At 41.6% G+C, this 23,456-nt stretch carries 22 protein-coding genes; 5 read left to right on the top strand and 17 right to left on the bottom strand.

Features of this window, described 5'->3' with window-relative positions; all coding sequences use genetic code 11:
* Positions 1 to 35: 35 nt before the first annotated feature.
* From ptsP to G7Y32_RS02455, 3 genes are all read right to left on the bottom strand, one after another.
* Entirely contained in the window at positions 36 to 1,769 is a 1,734-nt protein-coding gene (ptsP, locus tag G7Y32_RS02465) for a phosphoenolpyruvate--protein phosphotransferase (protein WP_165210138.1), read from the bottom strand.
* A gap of 4 nt (positions 1,770 to 1,773) precedes the next feature.
* Positions 1,774 to 2,037, bottom strand: a complete 264-nt coding sequence (locus G7Y32_RS02460; protein ID WP_004225852.1) for a phosphocarrier protein HPr — start codon at positions 2,035 to 2,037, stop codon at positions 1,774 to 1,776.
* A gap of 229 nt (positions 2,038 to 2,266) precedes the next feature.
* Positions 2,267 to 2,770, bottom strand: a complete 504-nt coding sequence (locus tag G7Y32_RS02455) for a hypothetical protein (RefSeq protein ID WP_165210135.1) — start codon at positions 2,768 to 2,770, stop codon at positions 2,267 to 2,269.
* A gap of 401 nt (positions 2,771 to 3,171) precedes the next feature.
* Here G7Y32_RS02455 and G7Y32_RS02450 point away from each other — a divergent pair, with 401 nt between their 5' ends.
* The 5 genes from G7Y32_RS02450 (at position 3,172) to G7Y32_RS02430 (ending at position 8,469) form a co-directional block, all read left to right on the top strand.
* On the top strand, positions 3,172 to 3,396 hold the full coding sequence (locus G7Y32_RS02450; protein WP_165210132.1) for a redoxin NrdH: 225 nt from the start codon (positions 3,172 to 3,174) through the stop codon (positions 3,394 to 3,396).
* Positions 3,397 to 3,502: 106 nt separating this feature from the next.
* Complete coding sequence (nrdE, locus tag G7Y32_RS02445) at positions 3,503 to 5,662, top strand: class 1b ribonucleoside-diphosphate reductase subunit alpha (protein WP_165210129.1); 2,160 nt, start codon at positions 3,503 to 3,505, stop codon at positions 5,660 to 5,662.
* 122 nt (positions 5,663 to 5,784) lie between these two features.
* Complete coding sequence (gene nrdF / locus G7Y32_RS02440) at positions 5,785 to 6,753, top strand: class 1b ribonucleoside-diphosphate reductase subunit beta (protein ID WP_004225500.1); 969 nt, start codon at positions 5,785 to 5,787, stop codon at positions 6,751 to 6,753.
* Between the two features lie 358 nt (positions 6,754 to 7,111).
* On the top strand, positions 7,112 to 7,474 hold the full coding sequence (locus G7Y32_RS02435; RefSeq protein ID WP_004226975.1) for a CidA/LrgA family protein: 363 nt from the start codon (positions 7,112 to 7,114) through the stop codon (positions 7,472 to 7,474).
* Between the two features lie 299 nt (positions 7,475 to 7,773).
* Complete coding sequence (locus tag G7Y32_RS02430; protein WP_004228315.1) at positions 7,774 to 8,469, top strand: LrgB family protein; 696 nt, start codon at positions 7,774 to 7,776, stop codon at positions 8,467 to 8,469.
* Between the two features lie 536 nt (positions 8,470 to 9,005).
* On the opposite strand, the gene G7Y32_RS02420 is transcribed toward G7Y32_RS02430, so the two are convergent.
* The 14 genes from G7Y32_RS02420 to G7Y32_RS02355 form a co-directional block, all read right to left on the bottom strand.
* Positions 9,006 to 10,139, bottom strand: coding sequence for an acetylornithine transaminase (locus G7Y32_RS02420; RefSeq protein ID WP_165210126.1), 1,134 nt, complete (start codon positions 10,137 to 10,139; stop codon positions 9,006 to 9,008).
* A gap of 56 nt (positions 10,140 to 10,195) precedes the next feature.
* Positions 10,196 to 10,930, bottom strand: a complete 735-nt coding sequence (argB, locus tag G7Y32_RS02415; protein ID WP_004226142.1) for an acetylglutamate kinase — start codon at positions 10,928 to 10,930, stop codon at positions 10,196 to 10,198.
* 24 nt (positions 10,931 to 10,954) lie between these two features.
* The gene (gene argJ, locus G7Y32_RS02410) at positions 10,955 to 12,148 is read right to left on the bottom strand and encodes a bifunctional glutamate N-acetyltransferase/amino-acid acetyltransferase ArgJ (RefSeq protein ID WP_165210123.1); all 1,194 of its coding nucleotides are present in this window, start codon (positions 12,146 to 12,148) and stop codon (positions 10,955 to 10,957) included.
* Between the two features lie 233 nt (positions 12,149 to 12,381).
* Positions 12,382 to 13,404, bottom strand: a complete 1,023-nt coding sequence (gene argC, locus G7Y32_RS02405; protein WP_165210120.1) for an N-acetyl-gamma-glutamyl-phosphate reductase — start codon at positions 13,402 to 13,404, stop codon at positions 12,382 to 12,384.
* Positions 13,405 to 13,605: 201 nt separating this feature from the next.
* Positions 13,606 to 14,130: a DUF6287 domain-containing protein gene (locus G7Y32_RS02400; RefSeq protein WP_004228956.1), complete on the bottom strand. Its 525-nt coding sequence runs from the start codon at positions 14,128 to 14,130 to the stop codon at positions 13,606 to 13,608.
* A 451-nt stretch (positions 14,131 to 14,581) separates the two neighbouring features.
* Positions 14,582 to 16,237 carry a DNA repair protein RecN gene (recN, locus tag G7Y32_RS02395; protein ID WP_165210117.1) on the bottom strand — a complete coding sequence of 552 codons (1,656 nt, stop codon included), beginning with the start codon at positions 16,235 to 16,237 and terminating at the stop codon, positions 14,582 to 14,584.
* Positions 16,238 to 16,250: 13 nt separating this feature from the next.
* Positions 16,251 to 16,721: an arginine repressor gene (locus tag G7Y32_RS02390; protein ID WP_004228949.1), complete on the bottom strand. Its 471-nt coding sequence runs from the start codon at positions 16,719 to 16,721 to the stop codon at positions 16,251 to 16,253.
* Positions 16,708 to 17,535, bottom strand: a complete 828-nt coding sequence (locus tag G7Y32_RS02385; protein ID WP_165210114.1) for a TlyA family RNA methyltransferase — start codon at positions 17,533 to 17,535, stop codon at positions 16,708 to 16,710. Before G7Y32_RS02385 ends, G7Y32_RS02390 begins: the two co-directional genes overlap by 14 nt.
* A complete protein-coding gene (locus G7Y32_RS02380; protein WP_165210111.1) occupies positions 17,528 to 18,394 on the bottom strand; it encodes a polyprenyl synthetase family protein in 867 nt (288 codons plus the stop codon). Before G7Y32_RS02380 ends, G7Y32_RS02385 begins: the two co-directional genes overlap by 8 nt.
* On the bottom strand, positions 18,387 to 18,611 hold the full coding sequence (locus G7Y32_RS02375) for an exodeoxyribonuclease VII small subunit (protein WP_165210108.1): 225 nt from the start codon (positions 18,609 to 18,611) through the stop codon (positions 18,387 to 18,389). The genes G7Y32_RS02380 and G7Y32_RS02375 overlap by 8 nt, the downstream gene beginning before the upstream one ends.
* The gene (xseA, locus tag G7Y32_RS02370; RefSeq protein ID WP_165210105.1) at positions 18,601 to 19,929 is read right to left on the bottom strand and encodes an exodeoxyribonuclease VII large subunit; all 1,329 of its coding nucleotides are present in this window, start codon (positions 19,927 to 19,929) and stop codon (positions 18,601 to 18,603) included. The genes G7Y32_RS02375 and xseA overlap by 11 nt, the downstream gene beginning before the upstream one ends.
* Positions 19,930 to 20,296: 367 nt before the next feature.
* Positions 20,297 to 21,124 (bottom strand): hypothetical protein, encoded by an 828-nt coding sequence (locus G7Y32_RS02365; protein ID WP_165210102.1) that lies wholly within the window; start codon positions 21,122 to 21,124, stop codon positions 20,297 to 20,299.
* A 244-nt stretch (positions 21,125 to 21,368) separates the two neighbouring features.
* On the bottom strand, positions 21,369 to 21,581 hold the full coding sequence (locus G7Y32_RS02360) for a YdbC family protein (protein ID WP_165210099.1): 213 nt from the start codon (positions 21,579 to 21,581) through the stop codon (positions 21,369 to 21,371).
* 105 nt (positions 21,582 to 21,686) lie between these two features.
* Positions 21,687 to 22,976 (bottom strand): peptidase U32 family protein, encoded by a 1,290-nt coding sequence (locus G7Y32_RS02355; RefSeq protein WP_165210096.1) that lies wholly within the window; start codon positions 22,974 to 22,976, stop codon positions 21,687 to 21,689.
* Between the last annotated feature and the right edge of the window lie 480 nt (positions 22,977 to 23,456).

Here is a 23,456-nt window from a genome sequence, read left to right as displayed (position 1 = left end):
AAGGCCAGAGCTGAGCTCTAACCTTTTATGATGACTTAATCAACATCAACGTATTCTTTTTCAAGTTCCAGAACTTCTTCCATGGTAGAACATTCTGTCAACGCACGTTGTGCCAATTCTTCCATCTTCTTAGTATCAAGTTTCTTCATCAAACTGCGAGTCCGAAGGACAGATGTTGCAGACATTGAGAATTCATCAAGTCCAATACCTACAAGGAGTGGAACAGCCTTTTGGTCACCAGCCATTTCACCACACATACCAGCCCATTTACCTTCTGCGTGAGCTGCCTTAACGACATTGTTAATCAAACGCAAGATTGATGGGTTGTATGGTTGATAGAGGTAGGATACCTGTTCATTCATCCGGTCAGCAGCCATAGTGTATTGAATCAAATCGTTAGTACCAATTGAGAAGAAATCAACTTCCTTGGCAAATTGATCAGCCAACATTGCTGCAGCAGGGATTTCAATCATAATACCCACTTCAATGTTGTCAGCAACAGGAATACCTTCTGCTTGCAATTTTGCTTTTTCTTCATCGAAGACAGCTTTAGCAGCACGGAATTCCTTAAGTAGGGCAACCATTGGGAACATAATCCGTAAGTGACCATGGACTGATGCACGAAGGAGGGCACGGATTTGCGTACGGAACATAGCATCGCCAGTTTCTGAAATAGAAATACGCAAAGCACGGAAACCAAGGAAGGGGTTCATTTCTTTAGGTAGGTCGAAGTAAGGCAATTCCTTATCACCACCGATGTCCATAGTACGAACCACAACTGGCTTACCATTCATGCCTTCCAAAACTTCCTTGTAAGCTTGATATTGCTCATCTTCAGTTGGGAAGTCTTGAGAATCCATGTAGAGGAATTCAGTCCGGTAAAGACCAACAGCCTCTGCACCATTGTCATTAACCCCTTGAACGTCCTTAGGTGTACCAATATTAGCAGCCAATTCAAAATGCTTGCCATCAGCTGTTACTGTTTCAGCATCCTTAAGAAGAGCCCATTCAGCTTTTTGCTTAGCGTAAGCTTCTCCAGCAGCCTTGAATTCAGCTACTTGATCATCACTTGGGTTGACGATAACCTGACCAGTAATACCATTAACAGCTACTACATCGCCGTTTTTAACCACTTCGGTAACATTATTGGTACCAAGTACGGCAGCGATTTCCAGCGTACGCGCCATAATGGCAGAGTGACTGGTACGTCCACCAATGTTAGTCACAAAGGCTTTAACAAACTTCTTGTCCAACTGAGCGGTGTCAGAAGGAGTCAGGTCATTAGCGATGACGATAGATTCTTCATCAATAGAAGCGGGGTTTGGCAACTTCTTACCGAGCAAGTTTGCCAAAACGCGTTTGGTTACATCGCGAATATCAGCAGCCCGTTCTTGCATGTATGGATTATCTTCCATACCCTCAAAAATAGTGATGAACATATCAGTCACTTCTGTCAAGGCAGCTTCCGCATTTACTTCTTTGGCACGGATGGTTTCTTTAATTTGACCAATCATTTCTGGGTCAGCGAGAACCATCAAGTGAGCATCAAATACGGCTGCGGCTTCTTCACCAAGGCTTCCTACTGCTTTTTCACGGATAAGAGAAAGCTCGTCTTGAGACGCTGCTAGAGCTGCGTCTAGACGAGCTTCCTCTGCATTTGTATCTGTAACGGATACAGTTTCAAATGATAAGTCCGGTTGAACCAGCAGATATGCCTTAGCAACAGCAACACCATCGGATGCTGCGATTCCTTTAAGCATTTCTGTCATAATTTTAAGCCAATCCTTCTTTTGTCATTGTTTCGTCGATAGCTGCAAGAGCATCGTCAGCATCTGTACCTTCAGCTGAGATTGTCACATCAGCACCTTGACCAACACCAAGGCTCATAACCCCCATAATTGACTTAAGGTTTACTGATTTACCTTTGTAATCCAAAGTGATATCTGAAGCAAATTTGCTAGCTGTTTGAACGAGCAAAGTAGCTGGGCGAGCGTGGATACCTGTTTCTGCAACAATGTGGAAATCTTTAGAAGCCATAATGGTTCTCCTTTTTTCTAATGTAAATATTTTAGATCATCTTATGATAACCCTTACAAAATAGAATTATATCATATCACCCTTCCATTTTCAAGACTTAACCCTATTTTCCATAAAAAATGAAACCCTTTTCCTAAATATTTCAACCTGAGTTTTCAAGAAACTTTTTTAATTGAAAAGGCATAAAAAGAGCCCAAGTTCTGTAACTACTTTATAGTGCTTATTGAGCTTAGGTATCGGATTCACCGCTATAATCAAAGTATTCGGATCTTGTATAACCATCGTTGTATTCGAACATGTGAATTTTTTTACCACTATCGCTAACACTGACAAAAATTGGGAAGCTTTGTGATTTGATCTTCTGAGTTAAATCACTTTTGCTATTGGCTAGGACCATAATAAAATATTTATCCCCTTCAAGTTTAGACTTAACTTTATTCAATTTTCCTTTTGTATCCCTTGTCATATTCTTCTTGGATAAAACTTTAAAGTAAACAGTTTTTGTTTCATCATCTGTCTTTACTTTTATAGTATGGGATTTCATATTAAATGTTAGTGTTGAACCCCCAGAAGGGATATTGGCATCATAGTCTTCAATATCTGTTGAACCAGTGTAAGACTTCTTCAGCTCTGTTGGAATACCATTTTTATCATAACCATGGCCACAAGCTGTTAAAACTATGAGAGTAAAGGCTATTCCTAAGCCTAGAAATAATTTGGATGCTTTTTTCATAAGAAACTCCTTAAAAATTTTTTCAGCCTTAGTTTACAAAAAAAAGACATTATTGCAAGACTGCCGCAGTTTCTTAATTTATTTGCAACATTTCGCAACTAAAAAGCCTAAGTGAAGGAAATTACGTGCAAACAGTAACCTCATATCGGTAGGATATTATTTATTAGTCTGATTTTCCAAATATTGCAGAAATTATATTTACGTGATTGGGCTTCCGATTTTGAGTTAACCCTTGCTGTTTCTAGCTTTCTAGCAGATTGTTTAATGGCTCAAAGCGACCACAAGATGTTGGGGGTTGATTTTTCCTTAAACACAAAATATTGTGTTTTCCGAGCAAAATCGCTTGATTTTTTAAGTTGATTTGGTTATCCTAATTAGGTATTAATTTTGAGGAGAGTACAATGTCACAAATCACATTATTTTCAAAAAACAACTGTATGCAATGCAAGATGACCAAGAAATTCTTGGAACAAAACGGTGCTGACTATCAAGAAATCAATATTGATGAGCAGCCAGAAAAAATTGATTATGTTAAGAGCTTAGGTTTTACCGCTGCTCCGGTTATCGAAGCTGGTGATATCACCTTTTCAGGTTTTCAGCCTGCCAAATTAAAAGAGATTGTTTAATTTCTGGAATAAGAACACGCTGACCAAGCAGGCCAAAGCTGCTTGGCCGTTTAAGTTTAGCATTCTACATTATAATTGTTATAGATAAACAAAGAAGGAAACACTTATGAGTCTTAAAGATTTGGGCGAAGTCTCCTACTTCCGCCTCAACAATGAAATTAACCGCCCTGTTAATGGCCAAATTCCTCTCAATAAAGATAAGGAAGCCTTGCAGGCTTTCTTCAGGGAAAATGTTATTCCTAATTCTATGGCCTTTGATTCCATTACAGATAAAGTGCGTTACCTAATTGATAACGACTACATTGAGTCTGGTTTTATTGGAAAATATTCGGTCGAATTTATTGAGGAGCTGGCACAGGAATTGCAGGCAGCAGATTTTCATTTTCAATCCTTCATGGCAGCCTATAAGTTCTACCAGCAGTATGCTTTAAAAACGAATGACGGAGAATTCTACCTCGAAAGTATTGAAGATCGCGTCCTCTTTAATGCCCTTTACTTTGCGGATGGTGATGAACAACTGGCTAAAGACTTAGCAACAGAAATGATCCACCAACGCTACCAACCGGCAACGCCATCATTCCTAAATGCTGGACGTAGCCGCCGCGGTGAATTAGTCTCCTGTTTTTTAATTCAAGTAACTGACGATATGAATGCTATCGGACGTTCCATCAACTCAGCCTTGCAGCTATCGCGTATCGGAGGTGGTGTTGGGATTTCGCTCAGTAATCTGCGTGAAGCTGGAGCGCCAATCAAGGGTTATGCGGGCGCAGCATCTGGTGTCGTACCTGTGATGAAACTCTTTGAAGACAGCTTCTCCTACTCTAACCAACTAGGGCAACGTCAGGGAGCCGGGGCGGTTTATCTGGATGTCTTCCACCCTGATATTCTTTCTTTCTTATCAACTAAGAAAGAAAATGCAGATGAAAAGGTTCGGGTTAAAACTTTATCATTAGGGATTACCGTTCCTGATAAGTTCTATGAATTGGCCCGCAAAAATGAGGATATGTATCTCTTTAGCCCATACTCTATAGAAAAAGAGTATGGTGTCCCATTCAACTATATTAATATTACCGAAAAGTATGATGAGCTGGTGGCTAATCCTAAGATTGTTAAGACAAAAATCTCTGCCCGCGATTTAGAAACTGAGATTTCTAAATTACAGCAAGAATCTGGCTATCCCTATATTATCAATGTCGATGCTGCTAACCGTTCAAATCCTATTGATGGTCGCATCATCATGTCAAACTTGTGTTCTGAAGTTCTACAAGTTCAAAAGCCTAGCTTGATTAATGATGCACAAGAATTTGTACAGATGGGAACTGATATTTCATGTAACCTTGGATCTACCAATGTGGTGAACATGATGGCATCTCCGGATTTTGGTCGGTCTATCAAGGCTATGACTCGCGCACTTACTTTTGTGACAGATTCATCAAGTATCGATGCTGTCCCAACGATTAAGGCCGGTAACGAGCAAGCTCACACGTTTGGCTTGGGGGCTATGGGGCTCCACTCCTTCCTTGCTCGCAACCACATTGAGTACGGCAGTCCTGAATCGATCGAGTTCACTGACATCTATTTCATGTTAATGAACTATTGGACCTTGGTCGAATCTAACAATATTGCTCGTGAGCGCGGTGAATCTTTCGTCGGTTTTGAAAAATCAAAATACGCTGACGGTACTTACTTTGACAAGTACATCACCGGCAAATATGTTCCAAAGTCGGCCAAGGTTAAGGAACTCTTCGAAGATCACTTTATTCCTCAGGCTGAGGACTGGGAAGCCCTTCGTCAAGCCGTAATGAAAGATGGACTTTATCACCAGAATCGTCTGGCTGTTGCACCAAATGGTTCTATCTCTTACATTAACGATGTCTCCGCTTCCATTCACCCTATTACCCAACGGATTGAAGAGCGTCAAGAAAAGAAAATTGGTAAAATCTACTATCCAGCCAGTGGCTTGTCGACTGATACCATTCCTTACTACACATCTGCTTATGATATGGATATGCGCAAAGTCATTGACATTTACGCAGCTGCTACTGAGCATGTTGATCAAGGTTTGTCACTAACACTCTTTCTGCGCAGTGATATCCCTGAAGGACTGTATGAATGGAAACAAGAAAGCAAGCAGACCACTCGCGACCTATCGATCCTTCGTAATTATGCCTTCAATAAAGGCGTTAAGTCAATCTACTATGTCCGCACCTTCACAGATGATGGAGATGAAGTCGGCGCTAATCAGTGTGAAAGCTGTGTGATTTAACTGAACAGTCAAACTTGGAGCTAAAGCTCCTATGTTTGACACGCCAACCGCTAGGACTACTTGCCTAGTTCGCTGACTAAACTCTTGACTCATATTATCCCCCTCTTAATTTGGAGAAACTCATGACAACATACTACAAAGCCATTAACTGGAACGAAATTGAAGATCTAATTGACAAGTCAACTTGGGAAAAGCTCACTGAGCAATTTTGGCTGGATACCCGTATCCCACTATCAAATGACTTGGATGACTGGCGTAAGCTATCTGATGAAGAAAAAGACTTGGTCGGCAAGGTTTTTGGAGGCTTGACGCTGCTTGATACCATGCAATCAGAGACTGGTGTTGAGGCTATTCGTAAAGATGTTCGTACTCCCCACGAGGAGGCCGTTCTCAACAATATCCAGTTCATGGAATCTGTCCATGCCAAATCCTACTCATCCATCTTTTCAACTCTCAATACCAAGTCTGAGATTGAAGAGATCTTCGAGTGGACCAACAACAATGAATACCTTCAAAAAAAAGCTGAGATTATCAATGAAATTTATCTCAATGGTAATCCCCTCCAAAAGAAGGTTGCTTCAACTTTCCTAGAGACCTTCCTCTTCTACTCTGGTTTTTTCACCCCACTTTACTACCTGGGAAACAATAAGCTCTCTAACGTTGCAGAAATTATTAAACTCATTATCCGTGATGAATCTGTTCACGGAACCTATATCGGCTATAAGTTTCAATTAGGATTTAACGAACTTTCAGAAGAAGAACAAAGCGAGTTTCGTGACTGGATGTACGATCTCCTTTATCAACTCTATGAAAACGAAGAGCTTTACACCAAAACCCTCTACGATGGAGTAGGCTGGACCGAAGAGGTCATGACCTTCCTGCGTTACAATGCCAATAAGGCTCTGATGAATCTGGGGCAAGATCCTCTCTTCCCGGATACGGCTGATGATGTTAATCCTATCGTCATGAATGGAATTTCGACTGGTACTAGCAACCATGACTTTTTCTCACAAGTTGGGAATGGCTATCTTCTTGGTAGTGTTGAAGCCATGCAGGACGATGATTATAATTACGGACGTGAGATGCAATAAATAGCTATCTTAACCCTTCTTAGGAACCTAGGGAGGGTTTTAATGTGCCCAAGGTATTTCTTGAAATGTTTTCATTTTTTATTGAAAACGTTTCATTATATTGCAATATATTTTCATAGTAGTAAACTGGTTATAAGTATTCAGAAACTGTATTCGTAAGTTTAAATTCTTAGCGTCAGTTGGAAAAAAGACGATTGACCCTATTTAAGTCAATCGTCGAGGGGATTTTCAAGACCCTAGGCTTGAAAATGAGCAATGGCACTCCGTTAGGAGGTCGCTTGCGTCCCTACCACATAAGGCTAACTGTCAAAAAAATGTGAATACAAGTTCTCAGAATTAATGAAGGGGAAACTTCTGCATGAAACTCTATGTTCAGTTTATGATTATTCTCATTTTTTCTTTGGTCGGTGAGATTATCTCTACTGTCTTTAATTTACCTATTCCCGGCAGCATTATTGGCTTGATTTTGCTTTTTGTGGCTTTGGAGGTCAAACTCGTTCGTTTGCGGCATATTTATACTGTCGGGAAATTCATGCTGGATAATATGACGATTCTCTTTTTACCGGCTGGTGTTGGGATTATGCAATATTTTAAGGTTATTATCCCCAATCTTTTGCCAATTCTTATCATTACTTTAGGAGCTCTAGTCATTAATCTATTAACGATTGGCTTGATTGTCACTTGGATTAAGAATCGTTTTGAAGGCGACTATAAAGATTAAATTGAACTCACCTAGAACTCTGTGAAATTATGTACACTGAAGCTGGACAAAAATTCGTCCAGCAGTGGTTGGGAGCACGACTTGTTGGCTAAGTCAGCATAGTCTTGACCCTGCACAGTTTATTGATGCTAAAGCACCTAATGAACCACTGCTAGCTGGTTTCCCTTTTAAGCGAAAAAACCAGCCAACTTGTTAGGGGGAAATAGGAACCAAAATTTTCAATTTTAGGGTTCGTTCCTACTCCCGACCCCTAAATTCTTTGAGTCGCTTAACAGCTTTGTATCTTATAGGAGGTTATCATGGCTGATATTTACAGCAATCCCATTTTCGGTCTATCATTGTCAATTTTTGCCTACCTTATTGGGCTTTTAATTTTTAGGCGTTTTCCTCATCCAGCGACTACGCCTCTTTTAGTTGCTACCATTGCCTTGATCGTTCTTTTGAAAATTACAGGAATTTCTTATGCTGACTATTATAAAGGTGGCATTTATCTTAACACCTTGATTGTTCCCTCGACGGTTGCTTTGGCCATTCCCCTTTATCGTAATTTTCCCTTGATGAAACATCACTATCGCAGTATTCTCTTGGGGACTTCTATATCAACTATTATCAATACTTGCTATACAGCGGTGATAGCTAAGTGTTTTGGCTTAGACTTTTTCTTTGCTATCTCACTTTTTCCAAAATCCGTCACTACTGCCATGGCCATTGGTATCAGCCAAAAGATGGGGGGAATTACTACTTTGACTCTTGCGGTTGTGGTTATGACTGGTATTTTAACAAGTGTTATCGGCCCATCTGTTCTAAAATTCTTCAAAATTCAAGACCCCATTGCCTTTGGGCTGGCTCTTGGCGGTACCGGTCACGCTATCGGGACAGGGGCTGCCCTTAAATATGGACAGATCCAAGGAGCCATGGCAGGTTTGGCTATCGGAGTTACCGGTGTCATGTATGTCATTATCAGTCCGATTGTGGCTCAGCTGATTTTGAGATGAGAATGTAAGTTCCAACTGATAGACTTCTGCTCTTAGCTAGATAAGCTAGATTTCTCCTAATTAATCGACCTTATAATTTTTATCATTTAGTTTCATTTGAAAGAATTTTTGCGCTGAAGTTGACAAGGGATATCTTCTTTAACGGAACTATTGTTTTCCCCTAACATCAGGATTTTTAGGGTTCACAAGCTTCTAAAAAAATTCTATACTAATTTTGTTAGGTCAAGTCTAGCAGAAAGAAGAAATCTCTTATGACAACACAAGCTTTTGAACAATTTGTTGTGATGGACACTCAGGCACTGGCGACTGTTGATGGTGAGGACGGAGACGACCTACATCGCCCCTAACACGAGTCTATAGTTAATTATTATCTGGACCCACCTCCTATCAGTCCTTGGGTACTTGATATCTTTATGTAACTGCTGTATCCCCTAGCGATCTTATTAAAAAAGCGTTTGGAACCTCTTGTTCCAAGCGCTTTTATACTAGGCAGTAGCAAATTAAAACTTGCTGTCCTCTGGTAAGTTTCCTTAGTCTTACTCAGTAAAAATATCTGCAAGAATGGCCACGCCTTTGTCAATCTCATCCTTGGTCAAGGTCAGCGGCGGCAGGAGACGAATGACATCGGTACCGGCTGTCAGAACAATCAATCCTTTATCACGCGCAGCCTGAACTAAATCTGCTAAATTCTCGGTCGTCTGAATTCCTATCATATAGCCTAATCCGCGAATTTGAATGATTTTAGGATTATTCGCTAAGACTTTTTTCAATTGGTCTTGGAGATAATTACCATTTTCCCAAGTTTGGTCGAGAAAACCTGGTGAAGTCAGGATATCCAAGACAGCCGAACTGGCCGCCATAGCTAATTTATTGCCGCCAAAGGTTGATCCATGACTGCCGTAAGAGAAGGCTGAACCGAGATTTGTCTTAGCCAGCATGGCACCGACAGGGACACCATTGGCTAGGCCCTTAGCTAAGGTGACGATATCAGGTATAATACCGTAGTGCTCAAAGGAAAAGAGCTTACCCGTGCGTCCCATGCCGGTTTGAACTTCATCGACAATCAGATAGATTCCTTTTTCTTGGCAGAAGGCGGCTAGGTCTTGAACAAAGGTCTTATCCGCAGGGAGAATACCTGATTCTCCCTGAACCATTTCCAACATCACTGCTGCTGTTTGCTCATCAACCAAGCTTTTGACAGACATCAAATCATTGAATTTGGCATAACTAAAGTGGGGAACTCCATCACCAAAGCCTGTTTTAATCTTATCTTGGCCTGTCGCAGACATGGACCCAAAAGTCCGACCATGAAAGGAATTTTGGAAAGTAATAATACCTTGTTTACCGCTGGCCTTGCGGGCGATCTTAATAGCTGCTTCATTTGCCTCGGCCCCGCTATTACAGAAGAAGGCCAGATAATCATAGTCACCGATCAACTTTTGGGCGACTTCTTCTTGCAGACTGTTTTGATAAAGGTTGGGCGTGTGCCAAATTTCTTGTACCTGATTTTCCAAAGCTGCCTTAACCTGCGGATGGAAGCCAAGGTTGGTTACTCCGATGCCCGTTGAAAAATCTAGATAGTGCTTGCCTTGACTATCAATCAATTCATTGCCCTGTGCTTTGACAAATTCGATCGTCGACCGTTTATAATTTGAAAATAATTTAGTCATGTTAACCTCCAGATGGATACTGACTTTCTTTTTTATGTTTGATTTTTTAGTACTATTTAAACTTCAATCAGGGTGCCGTTGGTCAAATTGTCACCAATTAACACCTGAGCCACACCTGATTTGACCGTCTGAGCAGCACTCTGTAGTTTAGGAACCATACCGCCAGTGATGATTCCCTGTTCAATCTTATCAGGAATATCCCCAATTTTCAGGCTGGATAAGACCTGCCCTGACTCCTTTACGCCAGAAACATCAGTCATCAGAATCAGCTTTTCTGCCTGCAGGGCGACCGCAAGACTAGTTGCCAGATAATCAGCATTAATGTTGAGCAGGATCCGACCTCCTTGATAACCCAGAGACGGAATAAGAGGAATAACCCCTTGTTCTAGAAGGGACTGTAGGACATGACTGTGAATTTGACTGACCTGTCCGACATAGCCATATTTAGCTTGGTTCAGAAAATCAGCCTCAACCAGGGCTGGGAGTTCCTCTATCAGCTGTTGAGCGTCAAGACCAGCCTGACTCAGACTGGTAAGAATGTTTTTTCCGACAATCTCAACGAGGGCTTGTTTGACGAGGTTAAGCGACTGGCTGTCTGTTACCCGCAATCCATCAATTTTTTTAACGGCAATATCGGCTTCTTCCATAAGCTGATTGATGGCATAGCCTCCACCATGAACAATGATGAGAGACTTCCCTTGGGACTTCCAAGAGGCCAGCTGTTCGAGAAAATCACCAGTTAAATTCTGGCTGGCTCGGCCACCAATTTTTATCACAATTGTATCTGACATTTAATGTCCTTTCTTAAATTGCTATCACGTTCGATAGAGGGCATTGATTTTCACATAATCATAGGAGAGATCACATCCCCAAGCCCGGCCGGACTGATTGCCGGCGTGGATATCAACCCTAATCTGAATGGTATCTGCTTGCATAACCTCATCCATTTCCTCACTGTCAAAAGAGACCGGACTGGAAGCTAACATAACGGGAAGCTGGCCTAGATAGATATCAATATTGTCAACCGGAATATCAACACCCGCATAACCGAGGGCTGCCAGAATCCGGCCCCAATTAGGGTCTTCGCCAAAGATGGCTGTCTTAACGAGACTAGACCCAACAACTGACTTGGCCAGCATTCGTGCATCGAGGGCTGTTGCTACACCCTCAACATCAACCTGAATAAGTTTGGTAGCACCTTCTCCATCCTGAGCAATTTTCTTAGCCAAATCTGCCATAACATATTCCAACATCTCTACAAATTGCTCAAACTCAGGTGTATCTGGTAAGATTTCAACATTTTTGGCACAACCATTAGCCATGACCAAAACCATATCATTAGTTGAGGTATCACCATCAACCGTAATTTGATTAAAAGTGGTTTCAACCTTAGTTGACAGGGCTTTTTGCAAGGCAGTACTTGAAATATTAGCATCACAGGTAATAAACCCCAGCATGGTGGCCATATTAGGATGAATCATACCTGACCCCTTAGCAACGCCAGCCATGGTAACCGTATCACGGCCAAAGTCTTGACTAACTGCCACTGTCTTGGTTTGAGTGTCAGTTGTCAAAATGGCCTTGGCAAAATCATCAGCATTCCCATTTACTACAATCTTAGACAGGCCTGATTTCAAGGTAGCCATAGGCAGAAGGTCACCAATCACACCGGTCGAAGCAACGCCAACGAGTTCAGGAGCTAGACTGAGTTTTTCGGCAGTCAGCTTTTGCATTTCCCAAGCATCATTCATCCCTTGGACACCAGTGCAGGAATTGGCTACCCCTGAATTAACAACAATGGCCTGCAGCTGTCCAGCCTTTTCCACCGACTGCTTAGTAACAATCAAAGGTGCTGCAATGACCTTATTGGTGGTATAGACGCCTGCGACACTTGCAGGACATTCTGAAACAATCCAACCAAAATCTAATTTCCGCTTTTTAAAGCCAGCATGCAAACCATCGGCTGAAAAGCCTAGCGGACTAGCAATATTTCCATTAAGTATTTCCAAGATTTCCTCCTCCTTAAATGACGGCAGTTGTTATTATTGGGTGATCAAATAACGACTTGATAAGTAAACTAGAAACTTTCCTTAGAAAATTTCGCAGTTGAACAAGTATTTTAAAGGTTTAATGAAACTCTTCAATTGCCATGCCTACACTTCTAAAATAGAGAAAACTTCCTAAGATTTCTTCATTAGTTTTTCTAATTTTCTTCGGAGTGTTTATCGGCTGACTACCTTATTTATAAGTAGCTGGGACCTGATAGCAAGCCATCTGTCTCAGCAAAGCCAAAGGCTATGTTCATATTTTGAATGGCCTGACCGGCAGCCCCTTTGACCAGATTATCAAGGACAGAGACTACGGTTAAGACCTTAGTTATCGGATTGTAAGCAAAACCGATATCGGTATAGTTAGAGCCTAGAACATCGTGCAAGTTAGGTAAATTGCCTTGCAGACGAACAAAAGGTTTATCGTCATAAAAATCCTGATAACGTCGATAAACCTCCTCCTGACTGACATCTTCTGTCATCTTGATATAGGCTGTCGCCATGATACCTCGATTGATTGGTAAAAGAGAAGTTGAAAATTGTAGGTGCTGAAAATTAGGATTGAATTTCTTTAGCTCCTGCGCAATTTCAGGAATATGCTGATGCTTATTGATCTTGTACGTCATGTAATTATCATGGACGTTGACAAAGTGGCTAGATTCAGCCAGCTTTTTCCCTGCCCCAGTCAAGCCACTCTTAGCATCTACAATGATGGAATCTAAATCGACCTTCCCCCAATTCATCAGAGGAATCAGGGCCAATTCTGTTGCGGTGGCATAACAGCCAGGATTAGCAATGAACTTTCCTGAGTGCCCGTCCGCAAATTCAGCCAAGGAATAGGTGAATTTATCTAAAACAGCTGGTTTAGCTGCCTGCTTCCCATACCATTTTTCATAGCTTGGAGCAGACAAGCGGTGATCACCTGAAAGATCAATCATAGGAAAATCATGCTCAACAAAGATTTCTGAGTCTTCTTTAGCGACACCACTTGGTGTGGCAAAGAAGACTAGATCAGTATTTTGAATAATATTCAAAGCTTGAAAGGCTTGTAATTCCAAATCACAGATACCAGCTAGGTGGGGGTAGAGAGCGGATAACTTTTGCCCAACATCTTTAGTCGCATGAACGGATGCTACCTGGGCTTGGCTGTGGCCAGCCAGCAACCGGACTAATTCAAGTCCGCTATACCCTGTAACACCGACAATGGCTACTTTCATATTAATCACCTCTAACTGAATAAATATGTGATCATTCTAAATGATAAATGTATAATTGTCAAGTTTTTCTTGTAAAAAATGAAATTCTATACAGAATTTATCCTTTCCTATCATTTCAATTTCTACCAATTGATGTTAGAAGAATACAAAAAAAGAGCCAACGAGCTCAAGCTCATTAACTCATAAATGGGAAAGCTAAATTTATCTATAGAAGGGATGATTATCATCTGATGTCTTAGAGTTCACCAGAACAGCATCAGATTGATAGCTTTGGTTTTCATATTTACTAGTGGTTCCAGTTGGAATCAAGAAAATGCTGACAACCTCTCCGCCCTTAGTTTGAAATTGGGCTTCCAGTCGTCCATCTAGGAGGCGGGCATTGTAAATCAATCCTTTGCTGATTTTTCCTTTTTTGGATTTATAACTGACTTGGCCAGCTGTATCAAAAGTAATGCTAGCTCCATTATCACATTTCCAAGTTCCGACTACACTGGAATAATCGCCATTGAGGACACCATTGGTATCCAATGGTAAGATTTCCCCAGTTGTTTGGGCAACTGGCTGATCAGATGATGAGGTATCTGAACTTACCTTTTGTTCAATAGCTCCTAGTGAGAAAGCCAAAATAATTCCACCTATAATTAACATGGCTAATTGTAGGTCAAAACGTAATTTCTTTTCTTTATCCTTACTTCCTTTTACGATATTCACCATCTGCATCAACATACTGTGTCACCCCCAAACATGAAATACTATATCTTGTGGTTCAAGCAAAATACTTAATTCAAAATTAGTATTTCAATACTATTTTCGCTATTTATTCTTTCTCCCTTAAATGCAAATGATATTCTATCATCTCTTCCTTGATTTGACAAGTAGTATTAAAATATTTTTTACTTTTAAAAATAAAAAAGAGGTGGGACAACGAAGTCAATTTATATAAAACATCGACTTCTGTCCCACTCTCTTAAAAACTGAGAAGCGTCCAGCTACAGAAAAAGCCAATCAGCAGTGGTTCATTGGTGCTAAGCGCCAATGAGCCGTGCAGGGGTAAGACTTCTTAGTATAGCTAGCAAGTCTTACTCCCAACCACTGCGCCAAGAGCTTATTCTGAAACAAGGATACTGGACAAATTTTTGCCCAGTCTCTTTCTAATATTTATTTCAGTAGTTAATTTTTATTTCAAGAGTTCTTTCGCCTGGCTCAAGGCTGCTTGAGTAACCTGATCACCAGCTAACATCTTAGCAATTTCTTCAATTCTTTCTTCTGCTGTCAAAAGACGGACAGTGGAAACGGTTGAGTCATCCTTGCTTTCCTTTTCAATAAAGAATTGATAATCAGCTGCCGCAATAACCTGAGGCAGATGTGAAATGGCCAAGACTTGACCGTGACTGCCAATCTTATAAATCTTTTGGGCAATGGCTTGAGCGACCCGACCTGACACCCCTGTGTCAACCTCATCAAAGACGATAGAAGTCTTATCTTCCTTACGGGCAAAAGCAGACTTAATGGCCAGCATGAGACGGGATAATTCACCACCAGAGGCTACCTTAACCAGTGGCTTAAAGCCTTCTCCGGGATTGGTAGAAATGTAAAATTCTACGTGCTCATTTCCCTCATGACTAAACTTAGCCTTGCTAAACTGCACTTGGAAGTCTGCCTTTTCCATGTAAAGGTCTGTCAACTCATGTTTAATATCACTTTCCAGAGTCTGGGCTAGGAAATGCCGTTTATCACTCAGCGCTTGACTGGACATCAGCAATTTCTTCTCTAAATTCTTGAGCTGCCCCTCCAAATCATCATTATCTAAATCATTCCCCGTCAGATGATTATACTCCTTGCTGATCGTAGCAAAATAATCTAGGACATCGTCAACATTTCCGCCATATTTTCGGGTAATAGTATTGATAACATTAAGGCGGTCATCAATGGCATTGAGACGATTCCCATCAAAATCAAGATTGTCAATGATATCGGATAGACGCTTGTTAACGTCCTCTAAGATATAGTAGCTCTCTGATAGGCTAGTAAAAAGTTCCTTATAATCTGGATCGTATTCCTCAATGGTCTGGAGATCATTCATGGCAGAGCGAACATTAGCTAGGCTTGAGAAATCCTCATTATCCAGCATCGCATAAGCATTGTTAAGTGTGTCTGCTATATTCTTGTAATTGAGTAATCTGTCTCGCTCTCGATTCAGCTTATCATCTTCACCAGCTTTGAGGTCGGCTGCTTCAATTTCAGCCAACTGAAACTCCAGCATTTCTATCCTCGCCTTATGTTCCTGCTCATTCTTTTGCTTTTCAATGACACGTTTGCGCAGACTTCGATAGGCATCAAAAGTCGACTGATAAGTTTTCTTTATGGCTTGAAAATCCTCATCGCCAAACTCATCAAGGAGCTTGATATGCTGAGTCGCTTTCATCAATTCTTCTTGATCATGCTGTCCATGAATGTCTACAAGGTATTGACCAACCGAACGGAGGGTTGATAGATTGACCATCTGACCGTTGATACGGCTGACGCTGCGGCCGTTTTGGAGGATTTCACGTCGGATAATCAGCTCATCACTGAATTCAATCCCATGTTCTTGCATAACCTGACTGAGGGCAGGACTCTCCTCCACCGCGAAAAAGCCCTGAATTTCAGCTTTGGGAGCATTATGACGAATAACTTCCGTACTAGCCCTAGCTCCTAGCATCATATTCATGGCATCAATAATGATGGACTTTCCTGCACCCGTTTCACCAGTCAGAACAGTCATCCCCTTTTCAAAATTGAGGGAAATTTCCTCAATAATAGCAAAATTTTTAATGGAAATTTCTAATAACATAGGCTTGCCCCAATCAGTGGTGCTGCTGCATCCAGCTTCGCAAATTTTGAACCAGTTGATCAGCCTGCTTTGCTGATTTCATAACCACTAGGATAGCATCATCGTCAGCAATAATGCTAAAAATTTCCTCTTGATAATCCTTGATTAAGAGGCGCTTCAGATATCTGGTATTCCCTGGTACGACAGAAATAGCAATCATCTGCTCCAAGCCTGTAACCTGTTCAGAAAGACTCGTGATATATTCACAAGCTTGCTGCAAGGGCGTCATCAGCTTGCGAGCTGATTCTTTGGAAAGGCCGTAAACATACTTGCCGGATTTACCTGGTACCTTGATAATCCCCAGATTATTAATATCGCGGGAAATAGTTGCCTGAGTTGACTTAAGACCGTGTGCTTCCAACTTAGCGACTAAGTCATGCTGGGTCTCGATTTCATTTTCCAAAACAATTTTGCGCAGAAGTTCTAAACGTTCATGCTTCTTCATTCTTTTTAAATTCCTCGTGTGCTTTTTCTACAGTTGATACAATCGCAGTTTTAACCAAATTTTGGGCCTGAGCTGACTTTTCTAGGCAAATCAAAAATTCAATATTGCCATGACCTCCCTGAATAGGGGAAAAATCTATCCCTTTAACAGTAAATCCGTAATCTGGGGCTGCATCTGTTACCGCCTCTAGGACAGAACGGTGAATGGCTTTATCTTTGACAATCCCATGCTTACCAATTTGAGAACGACCAGCTTCAAATTGGGGTTTTACAAGGGCAACGACTTTATCACCCTCACTCAAGAGACCAGCCAGAGCTGGTAGGATAAGATTAAGGGAAATAAAACTGACATCAATACTGGCAAAATGAGGCAGCCCCTGCTTAAAATCTTCAGCCTGAGCGTAGCGGAAATTATACTGCTCCATGCTGACAACCCGAGAATCCTGACGCAGTTTCCAGACCAGTTGGTTAGTACCAACATCAACAGCATAGACCAAATCAGCTCCGTTTTGTAGCATGACATCAGTAAAGCCACCTGTCGATGCCCCTATATCTATGGTCGTTAGGCCAGTAACAGAAAGGTCAAAAACCTGAAGCGCTTTTTCTAATTTGAGACCGCCACGACTGACATACTTAAGCTTTTGTCCTTTGAGCCGAAGTTCTGTATGATCTGGAATCTTTTCACCCGGCTTATCAAAACGTTGACCGTCCAGCAAGCTCACGACCAGACCGGCCATGACCCCTCGCTTAGCCTGTTCCCTAGTATCAAAGAGACCTTGCTTATAAGCCAGAACGTCCACTCTTTCCTTAGGCATGGAGACGCAACCTTTCTAGTAATTCTAAAATTTTATCAGGCATAAACCCTTTATCCAGTTCTAATTTTTGGAAGATTGCCTCTGCATGATCTAAAGAATCATTCAAGATGCGATAGGATTCATCCAAGCCCAGCAAGCTAGGGTAGGTCGCTTTCTGAGCCGTCAGATCTTTCTGTGGGGTCTTGCCCAAGTCAGCAAAAGAAGCCGTCAGATCCAGAATGTCATCTCGAACTTGGAAGCTTGTCCCTACTAAAAGGCCAACTTTCTCCAATTTTGCTAGAGTATCAGAATCCTGCTCGGCTATTATGCCAGCCGCCTTAAAAGGAAAGGCTAATAGTTTACCGGTCTTATGGCTATGAATAGCATAGACCTGTTCAAGAGTCAGAGCCTGCTCCTCGCCTTCAATATCCAGCATTTGACCGCCGACCATACCGAAAGTACCTGCAGCTTGAGACAATTCGGCAATCAAGGCCACAATAATCTCAGACTTCAAATCTGCCTGAGTTATCAGGCCATAAGGGTCAAGAAAAAGGCTGTCCCCTGCTAAAATAGCTGTCGCCTCGTCGAACTGCTTATGATTAGTCAAACGCCCCCGCCGATAATCATCATTGTCCATAGCAGGTAAATCATCGTGAATGAGACTACCAGTATGAACCATTTCCAAAGCAGCAGCAACCTGATAATGAGGCTCTTTTAGGTTTATTCCAAAACCTTCCAGAGTCTCCAATAAAATCAAGGGACGAATCCGCTTACCACCCGCATTAACAGAGTATAAAATGGCCTCTTGCAATCTTTGTGAAACCTGACCCTGCTCATAAAATTTGATCAGAGCAGCGTCAATTTTTTCGACTTTAACCATTATTTTCTAACTCTGTTTCACTTCCATTAGCTTGCATGACCTTAACCAAGGTCTTTTCAGCATCTTCTAACGTTTTTTGCAAATCCTTAGATAGCACCATGCCCTTCTGAAATTCTGCAATGGCTTCTTCCAAAGGCACATCACCATTTTCCAGCTTAGTGACAATCGCTTCTAGGTTCTGCAAATTTTCTTCAAATGTTTTTTTCTTACTTGGCATTTTTTACCTCTACTTCTACGTGGCCATCCTTCAATTGCAAGGTCAGCTGATCACCTTGCTGGATATCCTTAACACTGGTAATCAGTTTATTATCTTTTTGAACAATGGCATAACCCCGAGCCACAATTCGACTGGTATCCAAAGAGATGAGAGCATCCTGTGCTTTCTCAAAACGAGCCAAAAGACTATCGTACTGATTGGCCATATTGGCCTTGAGTAAGCGTTCTTGCTGAAATAATCGCTCTTGCAAACGCTCCAAGCGTCCCTGCAGATCAATACTGGTCAGCCGCTGACTGAGCAATCCTTGTTCCTGTTTAGCTTGATCTAAACGATAGCGCATCTGATTAGTCAAATCAACCATCAAGCGGTCTAATTTCTGACTGTGGGCATCATAGAGCCGCTCAGGTTGCCGAAAGATAACCGATTGATTGAGTTTAGTCAGTCTATCATTTTCTTGCCGAATGCGCCGACTGGTGGCTTGATAGGCCCGTTGTCCGGCCTCGCTTAGCCAGGCTAGAATATCTGCCTTAGTGACAGGAGTGGCTAATTCAGCTGCTGCTGTTGGGGTAGCTGCCCGTCTGTCAGCAACATAGTCTGCCAAGGTTGTGTCTGTCTCATGACCGACACTAGAAATGACTGGCAGTCGAGATTCAAAGATAGCCTGAACCACGACTTCTTCATTGAAAGCCCAAAGATCTTCAATAGAGCCACCTCCTCGGCCGATAATCAAAAGATCGAGGTCGGCTCGCTGATTGGCTGCTGCAATATTTTCAGCGACAGACTGAGCACTGCCTTCTCCCTGAACTTTGGTTGGAAAAAGGAGAATCTCCACACCTGGGAAGCGTCGGCTGACAGTTGTGATAATGTCACGAATAACGGCTCCACTAGCACTGGTAACTACGCCAATTTTTCTGACAAATTGAGGTAGAGGCTGCTTATGCTCAGCCGCAAAATAGCCAGCCTGAGTTAACTTCTTCTTTAGCTGTTCAAACTGAACCGCTAAGGCTCCGATACCATCTGGCTCAGCCCGTTCAATAATGATTGAATAGGAACCATTGGGTTCATAGAGCTGGACACGACCAACAACATTGATCTTCATGCCTTCCTCTAATTCAAATCCCAGTTTGCGAAAAACTCCTGCCCAAATGGTTGCTTGAATAACAGCCTTATCATCCTTAAGTGAAAAGTATTGATGGTTGGGCCGCTTGCGAAAATTGGAAACCTGCCCTGTCAAATAAACCCGTTCCAAATAGGGATCGCGGTCAAATTTTAATTTTAGATATTTAGTCAGAGAACTGACTGATAAATAATCCGACAAAAGGCTACCTCCAACCTGCTTGAAAGGATAAATGTTAGTTTATATTATAGCAAATTTTAGTTAGGAGAGCCATAAAAATGTATATTATCAAACTTAAGCAGGAAAATATAGTAGAAAATATACAAAAGGAGCATTAAAAAAGTTGAGCAAATGATTTTACTCAACCACATCTTTTATTAGGGATTCTCGAAGGTAGCATTAAATCTGCAGTATTTTCTCTTATTAGCCATACTCTTTAGTGTCTTTGCTGCCTTATTTTCTTAGAAAATAGAAACTCAAAGGGATAACTGTCTATCTTTCTGGATACCATAACATAGATCTTGAGAGCTGGATAAATCTTACCCCTTCCACCATCTTTATCAACTCCTTATTCCGATTTCGTAAGGGCATTGTCTTTATCGTATTTATATTGGCTGTAATCTGGCTTTTGACCATTCTGGACATCCCATTGGATGGGATAGAGGGTCTTACCATCATTGCTGAGCTTATAGCCTAATTCATAACCTAACTCTTGGGTTGATTGTCCTGGGAAAACATTGCCAGACGAATAAACGATTCTAAAGGTAGTATCGTCGACTGGTAAGGTTGAAGTGATAGCACCAGAATTCTCGGTATAGCTACCGTCACTTAGCTCAGTATTAACCGTCACTGTCCCATCTTCTTCAAAAGTCAAGGTGATGGTAGCTCCACCTTGGGTTCCTGTCCAAGTCCCAATTAAATTTTTAGGGAGCAATTCATCATCACCCAGCCTATTATCAGGATCTGGTTTTGATTCTGCCGGATTAGATTTCTGTTGGAAAGCAGCTTTAGCCGCTGCCTCATTTTTAGCCGCACGGTGGGAGGCATTGAAATGGAGGACAAGAAAAAGTATTAGCAGAATTGTCCCGACAACCGAAGCTGTCAAGATAATGGTCTGCTTCTTTTTCTTTTGCGCATAGACCCTTTGAAATTGTCTATCGTAATGAATTTTTTGTGCCATTTGCTTCTCAGCTGTCACATATTTTTGATAATCACCTCTTGCCCGGTCCAAGAGGAACTGAACCTCTTGACGGGATTGATCATCCTCAGCTGTGGTCAAGGCTTCTTGCAGACGGCTTATGCGATCTTCCAGTTCCTTTTTGACACGGGGATTGCCCAGCCCTTGAATACCACTTCTACCGATACCCCGTCTATAATCATCCTCAAAATTTTTCATTTGGTACCTGTTCCTTTTTCCATGGCTTATTTTCTCATATTGTAACCTCTTTCAGAAACCTTTGTCAAGATAATACTGTCAAAGGGCAGCGTTAATGATCAAAAAATTTTAGCCTAAGACGATCCCTAAAAACATTTTACTAAAAGCCAAATATGATAGAAGTTGCAGTCTTTAAGCTTCCCTAACAAAAAAAGATTAAGGCTGCTGTTTTGCTCTAAAAGCAAAACAGCAGCCCTAATCCTATTTAATTTTTAAAAGCGTCAACAAGGACTTGAAATTCCTCGTTGGTCAGAGTAATCCCTTTCCCCATTTTGGTATGGTCAGGACTCCATGCACGGATGTCATACTTTGCAGGGGCACCGTTAAAACTAACACGATTAAGTTCTTTGGTCCAGCCCCTATCATTTTCAGAGAGGACCAAAAGCTTTTCTTCAATTTCAAATGTAAAATCTGCCATAATATTCCCTTTCTACTTTAAAGAATAAAATCGCCCAGCAACTTCTAATCTAGAACATGCAGACGACTTCATTTATTTATTCGTAAATGACCAGTCCAGTTAATCTCAAGCTCGGACAGTCTTGCTGGAACCATCTTTTTGGTAGAGGTTAACCAAACCTTCCTTGCAGGCACGAACCATGTCACCCGGCTGAACTGCTTGAGGAACCGTGATAGTCAAAAGTTCCATTGGATTTGGTGCTCGATCAATCTTATTGCCTTCGGCATCGTGAAGATCTTCAATATTGGTTTCAAAATGGCGGAAACCCGGACCGTAAAATTCAACACGATCCCCTTCCTTGATAACATTACGCTGACGAATGGTAGCTGTCATCGTTTTTTCATTAAAGGAAACAACTTCAGCGATAAATTTATATTGAGGAATCTTACGGCGAGCCCCGAAGAGCTGCTCGTTTTCTGTAGGGGTACCGTAATAAAAACCTGTTGCCAATTCACGTTGGGCAACCTTCCAGAGTTCATCAATCAAATCATCCTTGATGGCTTCAAATTTTGCTGGGCTCTCCATATAAGCATCGACTGCGGCCTTATAGCAGTTCGTTACAGTTGAAACGTAATGGATCGATTTCATCCGGCCTTCAATCTTTAAACTATCAACACCGTTTTCAATCATGTCAGGAATGTGTTCAATCATGCACATATCAACCGCTGACATAGAATATTCTTCAGGAATTTCCCCCCTGAGGCTGCGACGCTCCTGACCGAATGGCATATCGTAGAGGTCGTATTTCCAGCGACAGGACTGTGAACAGCCGCCACGATTGGCATCGCGGTGACTCATGTGGTTAGATAGGGTACAGCGACCTGAATAAGAAATACACATAGCACCGTGGACGAAGGCTTCGATCTCAACATCAGTCCGACGGCGAATTTCTGCCAGCTCTTCCATATTGACCTCACGCGCCAAGACGACACGAGTCAGGCCGTAATTGCTCCAGAATTTAAAAGTTTCGACATTGGTCGCTGATGCTTGGGTCGACAGATGAATATCCAATCCCGGTGCTTCTGTCGCACAGATTTCAATCAAGGCTGGGTCAGAAACAATAACCGCATCGAGGCCCATATCACGCAGCTGGCGGAACCATTCGCCGGCTCCTTGTTCATTGCCCTCATGCGTTACCATATTAGCGGCCACATAGACCTTGGCCCCGTGTTCATGAGCAAAGTTAATACCTTCTTGCATATCCTCCATGCTAAAATTGCCAGCGCGGCTGCGCAGTCCATACTGCTGGCCGCCGACAAAGACTGCATCAGCCCCGTAGAGAACGGCCACTTTTAATTTTTCTAAAGTTCCTGCAGGTGACAAAACCTCAGGACGTTTTTTGATACTTGTTGACATAATCTATCTCCTAGACAAGCTGTTAACCATCGCCTGTCATTATTCATTTTTTAGCTCTTTTATTCTAAAGCAAATCCCCCTAAAAATCAAGGAAATAAAAAGAACCAGACTAACTGGAAAAACAGAGCGTTCTAGTAAAAAAGGAACCTAGTTTTGACTAGATTCCAAGCACTTTATCATTAATTTTCATGCAGATAGCTAGCTACCTTGAGGTAACCAAAGTTAATCTACACAACAAGTTATTTTGAGTTTTTCCGATTCACCAACTGTATAATTATTATCACAACTAACGCTGTAATAGCTCCCGTAATGCAATAGTTCATATTAACCTCAACAATTCAGTAACCTTAATAATTCCAGCCTTTTCTTCATAAGTTATCTAGATTGAAATTTTTTAATGAGCTTAGACTAAGACGTTTATTGATTGCTATTCCTCAATCTCTTGACGATAAAGTAAATGATAGATTGTCTCAACTAAAA

Origin of the sequence: Streptococcus tangpeifui (assembly GCF_011038795.1) — a bacterium.
Taxonomy (GTDB): domain Bacteria; phylum Bacillota; class Bacilli; order Lactobacillales; family Streptococcaceae; genus Streptococcus; species Streptococcus tangpeifui.
The sequence above is the reverse complement of the archived record's forward strand: the minus strand, read 5'-3'. Positions and strand labels throughout refer to the sequence as shown.